General features: G+C 50.4%; 14 protein-coding genes. 3 read left to right on the forward strand and 11 right to left on the reverse strand.

The features are described 5' to 3' along the window. Positions 1-435: a YqaA family protein gene (locus tag BV405_RS01440; protein WP_086479066.1), complete on the forward strand. Its 435-nt coding sequence runs from the start codon at positions 1-3 to the stop codon at positions 433-435. A 206-nt stretch (positions 436-641) separates the two neighbouring features. On the opposite strand, the gene BV405_RS01445 is transcribed toward BV405_RS01440, so the two are convergent. Beyond that, positions 642-827, reverse strand: a complete 186-nt coding sequence (locus BV405_RS01445) for an RSP_7527 family protein (protein ID WP_086479067.1) — start codon at positions 825-827, stop codon at positions 642-644. Between the two features lie 215 nt (positions 828-1042). Here BV405_RS01445 and gcvA point away from each other — a divergent pair, with 215 nt between their 5' ends. Then, positions 1043-1933 carry a transcriptional regulator GcvA gene (gcvA, locus tag BV405_RS01450; RefSeq protein ID WP_086479068.1) on the forward strand — a complete coding sequence of 297 codons (891 nt, stop codon included), beginning with the start codon at positions 1043-1045 and terminating at the stop codon, positions 1931-1933. A gap of 145 nt (positions 1934-2078) precedes the next feature. On the opposite strand, the gene BV405_RS01455 is transcribed toward gcvA, so the two are convergent. From BV405_RS01455 to BV405_RS01485, 7 genes are all read right to left on the reverse strand, one after another. Beyond that, a complete protein-coding gene (locus BV405_RS01455) occupies positions 2079-2300 on the reverse strand; it encodes a hypothetical protein (protein ID WP_086479069.1) in 222 nt (73 codons plus the stop codon). 399 nt (positions 2301-2699) lie between these two features. After that, a complete protein-coding gene (locus tag BV405_RS01460; protein ID WP_086479070.1) occupies positions 2700-4142 on the reverse strand; it encodes an SLC13 family permease in 1443 nt (480 codons plus the stop codon). Positions 4143-4584: 442 nt separating this feature from the next. Further along, positions 4585-5943 carry a sigma-54-dependent transcriptional regulator gene (locus BV405_RS01465; RefSeq protein WP_086479071.1) on the reverse strand — a complete coding sequence of 453 codons (1359 nt, stop codon included), beginning with the start codon at positions 5941-5943 and terminating at the stop codon, positions 4585-4587. Then, entirely contained in the window at positions 5943-7715 is a 1773-nt protein-coding gene (locus BV405_RS01470; RefSeq protein ID WP_086479072.1) for a sensor histidine kinase, read from the reverse strand. Before BV405_RS01470 ends, BV405_RS01465 begins: the two co-directional genes overlap by 1 nt. A 165-nt stretch (positions 7716-7880) precedes the next feature. Next, the gene (locus BV405_RS01475; protein WP_086479073.1) at positions 7881-9512 is read right to left on the reverse strand and encodes a methyl-accepting chemotaxis protein; all 1632 of its coding nucleotides are present in this window, start codon (positions 9510-9512) and stop codon (positions 7881-7883) included. A gap of 301 nt (positions 9513-9813) precedes the next feature. Then, positions 9814-11193, reverse strand: coding sequence for a sensor histidine kinase (locus BV405_RS01480; RefSeq protein WP_086479074.1), 1380 nt, complete (start codon positions 11191-11193; stop codon positions 9814-9816). 5 nt (positions 11194-11198) lie between these two features. After that, entirely contained in the window at positions 11199-11888 is a 690-nt protein-coding gene (locus BV405_RS01485) for a response regulator transcription factor (protein WP_086479075.1), read from the reverse strand. A gap of 258 nt (positions 11889-12146) precedes the next feature. Between BV405_RS01485 and BV405_RS01490 the strand changes: the two genes are divergently transcribed. Then, positions 12147-12638: a GlcG/HbpS family heme-binding protein gene (locus BV405_RS01490; protein WP_086479076.1), complete on the forward strand. Its 492-nt coding sequence runs from the start codon at positions 12147-12149 to the stop codon at positions 12636-12638. Positions 12639-12744: 106 nt separating this feature from the next. Here BV405_RS01490 and BV405_RS01495 read toward each other — a convergent pair whose 3' ends face one another. From BV405_RS01495 to BV405_RS01505, 3 genes are all read right to left on the reverse strand, one after another. After that, complete coding sequence (locus BV405_RS01495; RefSeq protein ID WP_176330000.1) at positions 12745-14724, reverse strand: GGDEF domain-containing protein; 1980 nt, start codon at positions 14722-14724, stop codon at positions 12745-12747. 352 nt (positions 14725-15076) lie between these two features. Next, complete coding sequence (locus BV405_RS01500; RefSeq protein WP_086479078.1) at positions 15077-16333, reverse strand: mechanosensitive ion channel family protein; 1257 nt, start codon at positions 16331-16333, stop codon at positions 15077-15079. Positions 16334-16513: 180 nt separating this feature from the next. Next, entirely contained in the window at positions 16514-17248 is a 735-nt protein-coding gene (locus BV405_RS01505; RefSeq protein ID WP_086479079.1) for an EAL domain-containing protein, read from the reverse strand. Between the last annotated feature and the right edge of the window lie 15 nt (positions 17249-17263).

The following is a 17263-nucleotide window of genomic DNA, read 5'->3' on the forward strand; positions in this document are numbered from 1 at the left end:
ATGGAGATCGCGTTTCTTTTCTTCTCAGCCTTTATGGCCGCAACCATTTTTCCGTTTTACTCCGAAGCCTGGTTATTTATTCTGCTGCAGCAGGGGCATGATCCCGTCATGCTGGTGGCGGTGGCGTCACTGGGCAATACGCTGGGAGCAGTGGTGAACTGGTATCTGGGGAAGTACCTGCTCAAATATCAGCATAAACGCTGGTTCTATTTTAAAGCGGAGCAGATTGAACGGATGCAGGTTAAATTCCAGCGCTATGGTGTCTGGAGTCTGCTGATGGCATGGCTGCCGATCGTCGGAGATGTTCTGACCCTGATCGCAGGGATCATGAAAGTGCGTCTTTTGCCCTTCTTAGCCCTGGTGGCTACAGGTAAAACCCTGCGCTATCTGGCAGTGGTTTATCTGGCAGGCTGGTTTACACAAACAGTGGCGTAAACATCTAACGCACATTCGCACATTCGCCCATTTCTGGCCCCCGTTAGGGGAAGAGCTTATGAGTTCCGGTATTACTTCTTTTTCTCTTCAGACATTATCCGGCCTTCAAGAAAGTGCGGATTTACGCACAGCTTAACAGGCTGTCTGACGAGAGAGGTTGTAACGCTCTGTTTTCGACCTGAATCTTGATGCTTCAGGCAGAAATCTTAGTGAGCGTGACGACCAAAGTGCAGGCTGATTTTTGGCAGCTTGAAGCTCAGTTTAGAAGCGATAGTTGCTTTCAGATTGGTGAAAAATTCTGAGATGTACTCATCGCGCTCTTCTTTAGCTTTTGCTACGTAGAATTCGATGTCGATGTTGCCGTAAACGTCTTTTTTGATTTCGTTGTTCATGATTAAAGTCCTGTAAGTCAGATATATTAAGGTCTTTAGCAATACCGGAGAGAGATATGGTTTTGGCCTTTGGCCTGATCACTTTCGGTGTTTAACTAAAGTGGGTGTATCTTAAGACTTTGGTATAGACTCGACAAACGACCTTTTTTAACTTGATTGATGAGAAAAACTAATCAATCATCAGTGTTTTATTCTGCCGGAAAAAGAGGTGATTTATCAGACGCTTACCTCCTATGAATGCGCTTCGGGTTTTTGAGGCTGCAGCCCGTAATGAGAGCTTTGCTCAGGCTGCTGAAGAACTTTTTATTACTGCTTCTGCGGTCAGTCATCAGATCAAAAGTCTGGAAGGCTATCTGGGGCTTAGCCTGTTTCGGCGAAACAAGCGCAAGGTAGAGCTGACGGCGGCTGGCGCTCAGTATCTTCAGTCCGTACGTGGTGCTTTGGATGAGATTGAAGCAGCCACTTACCGTCTCACCTCAAACCCGGAACGGGATGTGGTGACCATTAGTGTTGCGCCTAACTTTCTGATTCGCTGGCTGATGCCGCGAATGAACCGCTTTCAGGCGCTGTTTCCCGATGTAGAACTACAGATCAGTGCCTCTTCCGGTTTGATCGATTTTAATAAGCAAAACACGGATATGGCGGTCTATTACGGTCACGGCGACTGGCACGATATTGAGGTACATTTCCTGCGTAATGTACTACTGGTGCCTGTCTGTAGTCCGTCGTTGCTGGAAGGCCGTCATGCCTTAAATGAACCGGTGGATCTGCGTCACCATACTCTGATTCATGTAAGTAAACGGTTGCATGAGTGGCCGGAATGGCTGCAGCTTGCAGGGGTGGAATACAAAGGCTTCAGTCGTGGTTTACAGTTGTCCAGTAGTCAGCTGGCGACAGGGGCGGCTCAGGAAGGCTTAGGTGTTGCACTGGCCGACAGTACACTGACTTCCCGTGAGATCGAGCAGGGTAAGCTGATTATGCCCTTTGATATCAAGCTGGACACCCACAAATCGTTTTATCTGGTGTATCAGAAACAGCGCCCGCTATCGTATGGAATGAAGGTGTTTAAAGACTGGATGATTGAAGAGATGCAGGATGGTTTGTAGCTCTCAGGCATTCAGACGGCAGCAGGATAAACCGCAGGAAACGAAAAAAGCCCCTGACAAGCCAGGATTGTGAGAAATCACAGCTGGCTAACTCAGGGGCTTTTTTTACTGCTGGTGCGTGCCGGTCTTTATTTTACCGGCAGGACTAGCAGCTGAATACGTAATATTCAGCGTCAGCACTCAGCGCATCCTCACCCAGAATATCTTCCAGTGGGGTAGTGCGGCTTTTTTGCTTAAACGCTTCATAAGTGATCGCCTGTACGGCCAGATCACCATTGTCATCAACGATCAAAACGCTGTCGTCTTTGATCGCTTTCTGAATCTTTTTCTGCTGGCTGTTAGAAACAGCAATTTCCTGAATGCTCATAGCACTCCTGATTGGGTTGTCGGTTGCATTAAAGGCTGGCGTGTCGCTTAAGGTGTCTCTGCCAGCGGGCAGGGCACTCTAACGTAAATTATGAGGATAGCAAAGGGAGATATATTCCGGCAGGCCGATCTTGCAATGAAAATGGCAAATTCCGGTAGTCAGTTAGCCAAGGGGGTTTTGACCAAGGGGGATTGAGTCAAGGGGATCAGCGAAAAAAACTGCGCCGGATGATAAAGCGCTGTCAGAGACCAATGTCCTGCAGGCTTTATCTTCCTGACACAGAAAACCCAAAACGGGCAAGCACGGTTCAACCCATCAGATGATGGGGCGTTCACTTCCACTGCTGCTATCTCACCGGGAGATAGCAGCAATTACAGAAGACAGTTAACGCTGTTCTGATCAGAAGCCCAGAATGCCCGGGGCAACCAGCATGGTGAATGCGGTGATCAGAATAATGGCAACAACGTTCAGGAACAGACCTGCGCGGATCATATCGCCCATGCGGATCATGCCGGAACCAAATACGATGGCGTTAGGTGGTGTTGCCACCGGCATCATAAAGGCACAGCTTGCGGCCATAGCAGCAGGAATCACCCAAACCAGTGGGGTACCTGTAATGGATTCAGCAACAGGGCCCAGCAGCGGCAGGAAGCCTGCAGCGGTAGCTGTGTTACTGGTGATCTCGGTCAGGAAGGTGATCAGAGCTGTTACCAGCAACACGCCCAGAATCAGAGGAATCGCGCTTGCGCCTTCAATCTGCAGAGCGATGAACTCAGCCAGACCGCTGTTTTTGATCATCGCAGCCAGCGTCAGACCACCACCGAACAGCAGCAGGATGCCCCAAGGTACTTTTTGTGCGCTTTCCCAGTCCAGAATACGCTCATCGCTACCGGATTTAGCCGGGATAACGAACAGCAGAATACCCGCCAGAATCGCAATGCCGGTGTCAGAGATCTTGATACCGGTCAGGTCGCCGAGGTACGGACGGAAGATCCAGCAGATCGCGGCGAAAGCAAAGATGGTCAGTACTTTCTTCTCGGCAGAAGAGGTTTTACCCAGGCCATTCAGCTGCTCTTTAAACACAGACTTGGCGCTGACTTCACCCGCCTGATCAACCTTGTAGCTCACCTTGGTCAGCCAGATCCAGCAAACCGCCAGCATGATAATGGACAGCGGCAGTGCCAGCGTCATCCACTCAGAGAAACCAATTTCGATGTTGTAGCTGTCAGACAGGTACGCTGCCATCAGAGCGTTTGGTGGCGTACCGATCAGGGTGGCAATACCACCGATACTGGCTGCATAAGCGATAGAGAGCAGCATTGCTTTGGCAAACGCTTCGTTGTTTGGCTCTTTCTCTTTAACAATCTGAATCACAGACAGCGCGATCGGCAGCATCATAACTGCGGTTGCCGTGTTTGACATCCACATAGACAGGAAAGCGGTAACCAGCATCATGCCCAGAATCTGAACACTTGGCTTACTACCGGCATACAGCATGGTTTTCAGGGCGATACGCTTATGCAGATTCCAGCGCTCCATCGCGATGGAGATCAGGAAACCACCCAGGAACAGGAAGATCAGTGGGTGAGCGTAAGGGGCTGAAACGGTTTTGATTCCTGCAATGCCCACAACTGGCGCAACAGCCAGTGGCAACAGGGATGCCGCAGGAATAGAAACAGCTTCTGAGATCCACCAGCTGGCCATCCAGAAGGCAAGACCGGCAGTACGCCAGGCTTCTACCGACAGACCTTCGGCAGGCGGATCAATTAACAGGGTCATCAGCATGACGGCGGGGCCGAGCAGCAGCATCAGCCAGGGTGTTTTCTTATTGTTTTCACTCATGAAAAACCATCCTCAAATCGAATTGGTTCAGTGCCTTTCCCTCTGCTAAGCCGTGGTGAACGCAGGTACACCGGCGACTTGTCTGAACATGGCAAGAATTTAGGCTGCAGGGTGAGTTATGGGTTATCCCTGAAACCTTCTTCGGTTGAGTAGTTTGCAAGGTGGTTGCCAAACCTTGGTTTTGAAAAAATATTCAATAAAAACAGATGGTTATGATTTGATGGGTTTTCTTGGATAAAAAAAAGTAGGGATTTCCATACAGCCTATAAGAGTGGTTTGTCACAAAATCCGCACAAAATTTATAGTCTTGAAATAGGGATCAGCTTGATCGGTTATCTTAGGAAGGTAAGGTGACTAAAAGAGGCCACTAAAAGAGGAAACCAAAGGTGGGCGGCAGATGATCGATAGTGGTGGGTGATAAAAGAAAAGTAAAAAGGGAGGATCAATCCTCCCTAGTGTAATGCCTGCGCTCAAGGCCGTATTTGGCCATCTTGTCGTAAAAGGTTTTACGGGGCAGTTTCAACAGCTCCAGGGTGTCTTTAACAGAGCCTGAGGTCTGGCGCAGGGCATCCTCGATCACGGCCTGCTCATAGAAGGCGACCTTTTCTGCTAACCCAAGATCCAGACTGAAATCCGGTTGGGCGATACCGCCTTTTAACTCGATCGGTTTACCCAGCAGAACATGGCGTTCAGCCACATTTCTCAGTTCCCGCACATTACCGGGCCAGTCGTAATGCAGTAGTTCCTGCAGGCTCTGGCTGTCCAGAGAGCAAAGGGTTTTGTGAAAACGGTTAGCAGCAATGGAGCTGAAATGCTTAAACAGTAGGGGAATATCGGCTTTTCGGCTGCGAAGGGGCGGTATATCCACCTTTACCAGATTAAGCCGGTAGTAGAGATCGGCGCGGAATTTACCCTCTTCTGACAGTGCCAGAAGATCAACCTTGGTCGCGGCCACAATACGCAGATCCAGCGGGATCTTCTCGTTACTGCCCACAGGCGTGACCGCCCGTTCTTCCAGTACCCGCAGCAGTTTGACCTGTAGTGCCATAGGGGTGGCTTCAATCTCATCAAGAAAGACGGTGCCGCCGTTGGCAAACTCGAACTTACCGGTTCGGCGTTCCGATGCGCCGGTAAAAGCACCTTTTTCCGCACCGAACAGCTCACTCTCGATCAGGTTTTCCGGAATAGCCGCACAGTTCAGGTCAACAAAGTTCGCTGATGAGCGGTCACTGTGATCGTGCAGAAAACGGGCAACTAGCTCTTTACCGGTTCCGGTTTCACCATCGATCAGCACGTCTGCCGGCGTGTTGGCAACACTGTTGAGCAGTTCCAGCATCTCCAGCATGGCCGGAGTTTCCCCCAGAATACGAACACCGGGTTCCTTGTTGTGTTTCACCTGTTCTTTCAGGGCTCGGTTTTCCATCACCAGACGGCGTTTTTCGATGGCGTGGGCAACAGAGTCGAGCAGAGATTCTTTAATCGGCTTCTCAAAGAAATCGTAAGCACCCTTGTGCATCGCTTCCACGGCCAGAGAGACATCCGCAAAGCCGGTCAGCAGAATCACCGGCAGTTCGCTGTCGAAGGTCTGAATCTGTTCCAGCAGCTCAATGCCGTTCATCTCCGGCATATTGATATCGCTGATCACGATACCGTTAAAATCCCGATGCATACGATCCAGCGCGGTCATTGCGCTGGTGAAGGTGGCTACTTCATAGCCTTCCTCGGTCAGCAGCTGGGCCAGTGAACGACGGATGATCTCTTCATCATCGATTACAAGAATGTCCGTTTTTCGGAAGGTCATTAACTTAGGTCTCGCTTAAGAATCAGGGTAAACACAGCGCCGCCTTCGGGGCTGTTATCCGCGGTCAGAGAGCCGCCGAATGAATCAATGATGCTTCGGGCGATGGAAAGCCCTAAACCTGAACCATGGTTTGATTTCGTGGTGAAGAAAGGTTCAAAAATCGTATCAATTTTCTGCAGATCCAGCCCCGGCCCGGTATCCCGGATCTCAATAATGGTGGCTTCCGGCTGCTGTTCGATCTGAAGGTTGATCCGGCGTTCACCGGCACTTTCCCGCATCGCTTCAGTGGCGTTGGACAGCAGATTCACTACCACCTGTTCCAGTTTTAACGGCTCAGCCAGGACACGACTGTCCTGTTTGTCATAACTGAAGTGTACACCCTGTTGTTTCAGTTCCGGGCCGACAATCAGCAGAGCATTCTGCAGGCTTTGCTGAAGTGATACCGGTTTGAGTTGTTCCGATTCAACCCGACTGAACTGCTTGAGCTGGGAGACAATCTGATGAGTCCGGTGGATCAGACTCTCAATGGTGTTGAGGTTTTCCAGCAGAGGCTCCGTTTTACCCTTCATCAGCATCCGACGGGAGCTGACCAGATAGGTGCTGATAGCGCTTAATGGCTGGTTAATCTCATGGTTGATGCTGGCAGCCAGTTGGCCGATGGTGGCAAGCTTTGCGCTCTGAATCAGGGCTTTGTGGGCCTTATCCAGCTCTTCAGTACGGGCTTTGATCTCCTGCTCCAGACTGCTGCGGGTATATAACAGCTGACGATAGCCCGCAACCCGCCGGTAGAGGAAGAAGCCTGCAGGGGCCAGTAACAGATAAAACACCGCAGCGGACAGCAGATAGCCTGCCAGCGCCTGCAGTGCCATCTGGTAGGGCAGAAGAATCGCCAGATCCATCTCCAGTACGGGGATTTTGGCTTTACCAAAACTGTAGCGACTAAGTGCAGAGGTAACCTGGCTATCGCTGTTCATCTGCCAAAGCTCCTGCCCCAGAATATTCTGGCTGATGCTCTGATTGAGCAGGTTTTGCTCAATATTCAGATAGCGCTGGGAGTCCAGAATCTGCTGCCAACTGATACCTGCGGGTTCTGCCAGTTGCTTCAGTCGCCATTCCGGCCGGTTGGAGATAAAGATCACCTGATCCTGACCATAGCCGATCATGTGGGCTGCGGGATCACCGGTCAGAAGGGCGGTATTTTGCTCGAATTTGGTGATGGCAATTTTTACAGCCACAACCCCCAACACCTGATTATCAATGGTGATAGGCGCAGAAAAAAAGGCGCCTCGTTCACCGGATCTCAGACCCATGGCGTAATAACTGGGGGTATCACCGGCTAATGCCCGATAGAAGTAGGGGCGAAAACCAAAGTTGCCGCCGACAAAATCCCGTGGGGTATTGTAATTACTGGCCGCAAGTACGATGCCGGATCGGTCCATCACATAAACATCATCGGCACCGGCACTCTCGCCAATCTCCATCAGCAGGCGGTTCAGCTCTGTGGTATCGGTTTGGAGTGCAGAGGAGTCTTGCTCGAACCTGACCTGATCCTGCAGGGTTTTCCGGATCAGGTAGTTACTGGCTAACAGCTGGGGGATATTCTGGTAACGGGCCAGTTCGCTGTTGATATATTCCGCAACATTATCGGCTTCATATTGCGCTTGCTGGCGAGCCTCGCGATAGGCAAAGTCACTGGCCAGATAAAAGGTCAGCACCAGAACCAGAATCAGTCCAAGCAGGTAGGAGAGCAGGAGCAGCGGCAGTCGTTTCATTATTTATTCAGCGCAATCGATGGATAAAACAGGCGCTATCTTAGCGGAATTTGCCGGTGAAACGAGAAAAAGAGTCGTCAAAGGACTATCTTGCTGCGAACAAACGCAAAAAGGCCGGTATCCTGTACCGACCTTTTCGCTTTGCTTCGGACGCTTATGAGAGGATTAACTTAGTTTGAACCGGCCTGCCAACGCTTTAAGGTGATCGCTCTCCTGACTCAGAGCGTCACAGGCGGTTTGGGTTTCCAGCGCACCCTCTGCAATGCGATCAGAGGCCAGATGGATGGCACTGACGCTTTCGCTCAGATCCCGGGCTACTGCCGTTTGCTCCTCGGTCGCGGTTGCGATCTGGGTGCTCATTCCGGCAATCTGTTCTGACGCACTCAGGATATGGCCGAAGGAGTCACCAGCATCCCGGATGCGTTCAAGGCCGGTCTGCATCTGAGCTTCACTGCTGCTCATCATCTCGGCGGCTTCACCGGCGTGTTTTTGCAGTGATTCGATGATCTCGCTGATCTCACCCAGAGAGGTCTGGGTTTTTTGAGCCAGCTGACGCACTTCATCTGCAACTACGGCAAAGCCACGTCCGGCTTCACCGGCCCGTGCCGCTTCAATCGCAGCGTTCAGTGCCAGCAGGTTAGTCTGTTCGGTGATGTTACCAATCACTTCCGAGATCACGCTGATACTGTGGCTGTCCTGTTGCAGACGTAGCACGACCTCAGCGGTCTGACTCAGTGCCGCTGCCAGCGCTTCACTCTGATCAACGGATTGCTGAATGTTTTCTTGGCTCTCTTCCGCTTCAGACTTCGCCTGATTACTCTGCTCTGAAGCATCAAAAGTACGTTGAACCACTTCACTGAAACCCGCTTGCATCTGTTCTGTCGCAGCCGCGATCTGAGAGATCTCACTGCGCTGTGTATCCAGATTGCGGGTAGTTTCGTTAACACGATCACGCAAGGTATGGCTGGTGGCTTCCAGAGTTTTAACACTGTCGTTAATCTCGGTAGCCAAAGTGGTCAGACCGGTTTGCATCTGGTCAAAATATCGGGCGGCCTTACCCAGCTCATCTTTGTGGAAGAGTTTCTGATCCAGTCGGTTGCTCAGATTCCCCTGACCTACAGCCTGCATCTGATCAATGAGACGATCCAGAGGGCGGGTTACTTTCCGGGAGATCATTACACTCATAATAATCAGGAACAGGGTGATCAGAGCGACTGCAACCGCGGTGAGTTGAATCAGGGTAGTGATCTTCTCAGCCTCTGCTGTTTTGATGGCAATCGCTTCTTCTTCCAGATCCTGTTGCAGTCGGCCCAGCAGATCAACGATTTCATTGAAGGGAGCGAGCATAGGGCCCAGCATCTCTTTACGGGCCATGATGATACGGCCTCTGTTGATCAGACTGATGTAGTTTTCCTGCATCTTGCGATAGGCATCGATGCGTTGTTGGTAATCAGCAATATCCGCTTTGATTTTAGGTGTGTCTGCAAGGCGTTCCATATTCTCCATCGCAGCTTCAACTTTTTCATCGTTGTAGCGAATGGTCTCTAGGATCTTCCTGTGCTCCTTGGAATCGTTAGTCAGGCCGTAGTCGAGGGCGAAGCGACGATAGGTCACGGTGTAGTATCTGAGATCGGATACGGTAGAAAGCAGGCTGACATTGCGGTCTACCACTGTCACAAACTGGTTTTGAATACCGTTGATGGACAGCAGCAGATGCAGGCTGAGGGCGATAATGGCGGTAATCGCGGCTCCGAAAACAATCTGGAGGGCGCGGGGAATCGAAGTGTTATTTAACATAGCCAGCTTCCAATGTGATCCGGAGTTTGCAGTTCACAGGCTGCAATAGGCTCCAGAAAGTTAAAAAAGGATTGTGCACGGATGCGACCTATACGAAAGTCGTGCTTTGTTGGATGCTATTTTGATGTATGTCAAAAGCTATTAGAAGTAGTCAGAAGCTATCTTTAAGATAGATAGCACCTATTAATTAAGCAGGTGTCCGGATTTGAGTAATTAGGAGCAGAAATGCGGTTTTAGCGCTGAAGAAACGGAGCGTAAAACGATTTCTCTTCATTCGCTTTCGTTATTACCGGGAGTTACCCTATGACAGAAGGCCTGATGCCGGCAGGGATACTGTGAAACAGCTGCCAGTTGGTGCTTCTGTTGTACTGGATACCCTGAGCTCGCCGCCATGGGCTTCAATCACTGCTTTCACCAGACTTAATCCCAGGCCAAGACCTTTGCTGCCACGGCTTTTATCCCCCCGATAGAGGCGATCAAAAATATGTGGCAGATCTTCCTCCGAAATGCCGCAGCCCTGATCCTGCACTGAGATGATAGTGTGTTGGTCGGTGCAGCGAATGGATAGTTCAATCCGACTGTTTTCTGGTGAAAACTTGAGTGCGTTATCCAACAGGTTAAGCAGTACCTGCCGCAGACGAAGTTCATCAGCTACGAGCGTGCAGGGCGCACAACTTTTCAGCTGGATTTCACAGCCTTTGTCTTCTGCGATAAAGCTGTAGACCTCAATCGCCTGTAGCGCGATCGCTTCCGGATCCAGAGGTTGTTTGTTCAGAGGTAGCGTACCGGTTTCCGCCTGACTGATATCCATCAGAGTGGTCAGCATCTTTTCAATACGCTCACTTTCTTCGCTGATGGTCGCAAGAGCCTCAAAAGTTTGTGGGTCGTTTTGTACGGAGGGCTGCATCAGCAACTGTTCCACTCTGAGGCGTTGTCTTGCCAGAGGTGTTCTGAGGTCATGGGCGACGTTGTCCAGTGATGCCTGCATGCCGTTAAAAAGCCGCTCAATGGTGTCCAGAAAGCGATTGGTTTGTTCCGCCAGTTGCCCCAGTTCTGTATCCGGTTCTGCGACCCGAAAGCGCTGATGAAGGTCAGTCTGCTGCTGCATCTGTTGGCTGGTGCGGAGGAAATCCCGCAAAGGATGCAAGGCGTGGCGATGGATGCGATGCATCAGAAACAAACTGATCAGAATCAGCGGCAACAGGGTGAAAAGCATCGCCCAGCGATAGGCGACCTGTTGCTCCTGGCGCTCTAGGCTGCCCAGTCCCAGTGTAAAGCTCAGCCCTTCGGATACCTCATTGCGAACCAGCCAGCGATTTTTCTCCGTATTCAGTACCGGCCAGCGGGGATCTGTCAGTCGCAGAAGGCTTTCATCAGATAGGTTTTGATTGGTAAACCTGCGTCCACGAGGATCAGAAATTTCGATCAGCCAAAGCTCAGAATCAACCTGTTCCTGCTCGATTACTTCGATCAGCTTATCAAGTCCTGCGTGGCTCAATATGCGCTGATAATTCTGCATACGGGCATCGATCAGTCCAAAGTCTTTGCTGACCAGTGACTGATAGAGAAAGTAATCCGCTATCGATGCAAAAAAGAGGCAGAGCACACAAAGGGTGAGTCCGATACGTTTGCTGAGCTGAAAACTGGTGAGTGCCTGTGCGTCGCTGGTTGAAGAACCCATTTCGGCTAATCCTCCGCCTTAAGCACGTAACCGATACCTCTCAGGGTATGCAGCAGCTTTGGGGAGAAATCCTTATCAATTTTGCTGCGTAAACGACAAACCAGCACATCCACTACATTGGTTTGCGGATCAAACTGATAGTCCCATACCTGTTCCAGAATCATGGTTTTTGACAGCACCTTGCCCGGGTTTTCCAGCAGGTATTCCAACAGGCTGAGTTCGCGTGGCTGTAGCGTGATCAGCGTTTCGCCACGGGTAACCTTCTTGCTGATGCGATCCAGGGTCAGGTCTGCCAGTTGCAGACTGGTCGATATCTGAGTATTGCTCTGGCTATCCGTACGACGTCTTAAAAGTGCCTGCACACGGGCCTGCAGCTCGATAAAGGAGAAGGGCTTGGTGAGATAGTCATCACTACCGGTTTCCAGTCCCAAAACTCTATCGTTAACGGTATGGCGGGCGCTGAGAATCAGAATGGGCAGGTTATGGCCGGAAGCTCTTAATTCACGGATCAGGCTTAAGCCATCAAGTCCCGGCAGCATCAGATCGATAATCGCAGCATCATGGGGCTGATCTTTAGCCAAAAGCAGGGCTTCGTGGCCATCAGAAAGGCCATTGACGGTATAGCCCTGCTCGCGAAAACCTTGGCAGATAAAGTCCAGCAGCGTGGGGTCATCTTCAACAACAAGCAGTTTCATAGGCTAAACCGATAAAAGGTGAATCGTTTGATCCGTGAATCGATTGGTCAGTGAATTGACAGACAAGCGAACCATAAGAATCAAAGGGCATAAGTGAAGTGTATCAGTCAGAGCCTGACTCGTTGCATTACAAATTTGTAATGTCCCGGCAAGGTTGTGGTAAGTCAGCTGCTGTTAGATTGCTCATCAACAAACAGGAATTGGACAACCCCTTATTCAATTCTTATTCAGATAGCGAAATAACAACAGGTGATTCCTATGCAAAGCAAACTGACTTTTAAAATGGCACTGGCCGGACTAACTCTGATCGCTGGTAGTGCAATGGCTGCTAATACAACCACGCAAACGACGCTTCTGACCACAGATGCTGCAGTTCAACTGGTTAACGATGCACTGCAGTCCTGTCGTGCAGATGGTTACGCGGTAAGCGTATCCGTTGTAGATCGTAGTGGTAACCTGATCGCTATGGCCCGTAACGAGATGGCAGGCCCTCACACCATTTCCAGCAGCTATCAGAAAGCTTTTACTGCAGCGAGCATGGGGCAGGATACTGGAAAGCTGGCAAAAGTAATTGCTGAGAAACCTTTTTTGGAAGGTCTGCGCGATATGAACGACAACCTGCTGATGCTGCCGGGTGGTCTGCCGGTTAGTGTTGATGGATTCCGCGTTGCAGGTATCGGTGTCGGCGGTGCGCCTGGCGGTCATCTGGATGCTAAATGCGCTCAGGATGCGATTGCTAAGCTGAAGTAATAATCTGCTGAAGTTGGCTGTACGAAAAAGCCCCGATCTTCTTGAGATCGGGGCTTTCGTTTATCTATCGTTTATCGACGCTTTTGTTATTGATCCGGTCAGTGTCTCAAATACTGGTTGAGGTCTGATTGGTTCGGGTTATCAGCACATTGCGGCCTTTCTCTTTACCTGTTTTGATCCTTTCTTCGACCACATGCAGCAGTTGCTTGCTGTTCAGCTCTGCTGGAGAAAACTCCTGAGTTTCAACTACTCCTATGGTAACGGTGGCGAAGAAGCTGTTGTTGCCGGTATCAAACCTGTGATGGGCGATATGATTGCGGATGCGATCACAGGCAACCTGAGTTTCCTCAAGGTTGGTGTTGGGCAGCAAAATGGCAAAGTTTTTACCGGCATAGCGCGCCACTAAGTCCATAGGGCGAACCTGTTGCTGAATAATGTCCGACAGGGTTTCGATCACATAATCGCCGGTATGCTCACCGTATTCGGTGTTAATCAGCTCCATACGATCAATGTCTATCAGTGCCACGGAGAAGTTACCCTCGCCGAATTTAACCCGCTGCATGAAGGCTCCCAGACGGCTCATAAAGTAGCGGCGGTTCAGCACCCCGGTCATGGCATCGGTAATGGTTAACTGTTCAACCTGGCGGCGGGTTTTCTGACTCTCGGTGATATCCAGCAGAACACCGTGACTAATGTTTACGCTGCCATCACTCATGTGCTCCAGAACTTCACCACGACAACGTACCCAGCGGGTCTGGCTCTCATCATCAACCAGCTCTGCTTCCAGTTCAAAACGACCTTTCTGCTTACGGATCTCATCACTGAAACAGGAGAAAAAGTGCCGGACGGAAAGCAGAGATTCATCGGCCTGCACTTCCTGCAGGCTGAACAGGCGGGATTCGTGCTGTCCCCCTAGGAACGCGGCACCCTGCTCATCCAGAAAGAGGGCGTTGCTGCTTCGATCCCAGCGCCAGTAGCCAAGATCGCCGCCCCATAGGGTCATGGCCTCTTTCTTTTCCAGTTCTTCTTTTTCATCCGAGAGTTGCTGATTCTGTTTAACCTGATCCTGCAGGCGACGGTTAAAGGCAAACAAGAGTAACGCCATCAGAAGTGCACACAGAATCGCGGTGGTAATGATCTGTAGGCGGGCGTTCTCGAAGTAAGGTTTTTCCTCTTCAGGAGCCCACAGGAAACCTTCCAGACTGTAATCCGGTTGCAACAGGCCCAGAGAAACAAAGGTGTTGGCCATGTGTCGCCAGCGGCTGATGTTCATGTGACCCAGCTCAACCAGATCCGGCAGGATCAGCTTCTGCATCTCGTTGTGTTCATATTCCAGATGCTTGCGGCTGTGGGCGAATGGGAAGTCGCTGTATTTTTCCAGAATGATATCGATCACCTCGCCCGGGCGATCAAAGGCGTAACGCCAGCCTCTAAGGGTTGCGCGATAGAAGGCTTTTGCCAGATCCGGGTTTTCCTGAACCAGAGTTTCGCGGGTGAAAATGGTATCGCCGTAGAAATCGATGCCGTAGGAGCGGGGCAGAATCAGACGATAAGGAATGTTTTGCTGCTCAAGATAGAAGGGTTGGTTGGTCACAAAAACAGAAACCGCGCTGACATCTTTGTTGAGTAGCTTCTGCATCGAGAAAGTAGATGGCACCTGTTCATACTGGCGTTGAGTAATTCCTTCGGCCTGCAGCATGGCATGGGTTTCCGCATCGCTGCTCAGGTCGCCCATTTCAAGACGACGACCGATAAAATCCTGTGGTGTATAAACGCCGGTATCCGCAAGGGTCACCATACCTGAAGCGGAGTGCTGGAAGATCACCCCCATAGCAACAACGGGTTGGCCACTGGTACGGGCTAACAGGAGTTCAGAGCCGGTGACACCAAAATCGGCATTGCCATTTAAAACTTCGCCCAAAGCTGTCTGGCTAGGGCCGCCGGGGCGAATCTCAACATCCAGTCCTTCATGGGCGTAGAAGCCTTTTTCTTTGGCGGCGTAGAAACCGGCAAATTCAAACTGATGGGTCCATGGCAGTTGTAAAACTACTTTTTGGGCAGCGAATGCCTTTGATTGGTTCGACAAAACAGGAGCCAAAACAAAGGTTAGACCTAGGAGGAGGGCGAGTCTGAATGATCCAACAGCGCGATACATGCGTTTTAAATCCTTTAACTAACCTGATGACCGGTCTCAGGCGTTGAAGCGGTGACAAAGTTCTTAGCAATATAGCAGATTAAAAACACCAAATATAACCAGACGTTAGCGGATTAAGTTTTTTATGATCTGAGTGAATTTAAAGCAGTTTTTAGCTTTCAGATAAGTACCCGCCAATGGGGTTTTGGCTGAGTACGAAGGGAGGTTGGCGCTGGCTCAGATGATGGAAAGCAGATGGTGCGTGATAAAAAACGGCCTGATCTGAATCAGGCCGTTTGTGGATTTAGCGGGGATTGGTTTCCAGTGGCGAGGAAACCACAGGCGAGGAAACCACAGGCGCGGGTTGATCCTGCAATGGGCGGTGGATATTGCCACTGTCTCCTGCCAGTGCCTGATGGTGCTCTCCATTTTTAAACATCTGAGCTTCAGGCTTATCCTGAGCAAAATGGATAGTGGAGGTTGGGAAGGCGCATTCAGCACCTTTAGACAGCACGATATCCAGTATTTTCAGCATCACATCTTCTTTGATCTGGTGATAGGTCACCCAGTCGGTTGTCTTGGTAAAGCAGTAAACAAAGAAATCCAGTGATGAGCTGGCAAACTGGTTGAAGTTTACGATTAGAGTCTGATCCAGATCGATTTCAGGGTGTGATCGCAGCATATAGCGAACTTCTTCCGTAATTTCCCGCATTTTGTCTGCGTCATCGTAACGGATGCCGATGGTTTCGTAGATACGGCGATTGTGCATTCGGGATGGGTTCTCTACCGCGATGGATGAGAAGCTGGCATTAGGAACATACAGCGGGCGCTTGTCGAATGTGCGAATAACGGTCTGACGCCAGCCTATGCGCTCAACCACACCTTCAATATTACGGTCCGGAGAGCGGATCCAGTCGCCTTCCGAAAACGGGCGATCCAGATAGATTGTCAGACCACCAAAGAAGTTGGCCAGCATATCTTTTGCGGCAAAACCCACCGCCATGCCGCCGATGCCTCCGAAGGCAAGCACACCGGAAACACTAAAGCCCAGTGTCTGCAGTGCCACAAGGCCGGACGTAATAAAAACAGATAAACGCAGAAGCTTAGTGACCGCGTCTAAGGTGGTGCGATCAAAGGCTTTTCCCTGAGCTGCTTTGGCTTCGATCAGATTGTGCTCGGCACGTTTGATCAGGCGGGTCAGGCCCATCGCAATCAGAGCGATAACCAGAACATCCCTTATGGCGGGAATGGCATCAAAGATGGTGGTGCCTGTTTCCTGACCGATGATCTTGCAGCTGAAGCTGATACCCAGAACCCAGAGGATCAGAGTGAGGGGACGCTGAATAGCATAGATAAAGGCTTCATCCCAGGGGGTGCGGGTGTGGCTGGCAACATCATGGAGCTTACGCAGCAGGCGTACCTGCAAAATATTGATCAGACCTGTGGCCAGTAAGACGACAAAAATCTGGATAACCCAGGTTTCGGCGTTAAGAATCTGACTGGCCTGATTGATCAATTCGGCTTCTAAAAAATCCTGCTGAGGTACTGCATCCTGGTTCATGGTCTGACCTGAAAGGGTAGTTAATACTGTATGATTCCGTTTTTTAACGCAGTTGAGACCAAAGAAATAATCGGTCTCTGGCCTCGGGCGGTAATGGAAACACAGCATTAACGACAGGGTAAAGTCAGAATAAGCATTGTGAGCCGATTTTTAGCTCTTTCCTGTCCGTTATCAGATGTTTTATGGCCGTTCCTGTATGAACAGTGGGCGATAGAGAAAGCCCTGAACGTAATCGACTCCCAGATATTTTGCGAACATTAGATCGTTTTCGTTCTCAACACCTTCAAGTATCAGTTTCTTGCCGCTGGCACGGGCGAAATGGCAGAGCGCATGCAGCAGTTGTTCATAGTGTTGTTTCTTCTGGTTTTTGATCCAGGAGCGATCCAGTTTCAGGTAATCAACTCCCAGAAGAATATCAAAAGAGAGCATGCTGTCCGGTGCACCGATATCATCCAGTGCAATCTGCAGACCATGATCCCGGTAAGCCTGACCCATGCCGCTGCTGTAAACTGCATCACTGGCATCTGTGTTTTCGATGATCTCAACCACCAGATGACTTTTGCCTTTCAGAAGCTCTAAAAGCGGGTTGCGCTCATCGTTGCCGAAAAGTGCAAAAGCGTGGGGGTCAATGTTCAGAAAAAGCTTATCTCCCACCGGAGCAGAGGTCAGCTGCAGCCATTTCATCTGATACTCGACGTTGAAAAGACTCAGTTCATCGGCGTGCAGGGCTTCAAAGATAAGATCCGGGCGTATGGTGTCACCCTCCTGGTTATAAAAACGGGCCAGTCCTTCCCAGGCCATGATTTCACCGGACTTCAGATCGATGATGGGCTGATATTCCGCACCAAAGCGACGGTTCTGAATGATGTCGTACAGGGTGAAGTTATCGATGCCAGAAAAAACTTCTTTGAACATTAGATGCTTACCTTG

It is taken from the genome of Oceanospirillum sanctuarii (assembly GCF_002150805.1).
Taxonomy (GTDB): Bacteria; Pseudomonadota; Gammaproteobacteria; order Pseudomonadales; family Halomonadaceae; genus Oceanospirillum; species Oceanospirillum sanctuarii.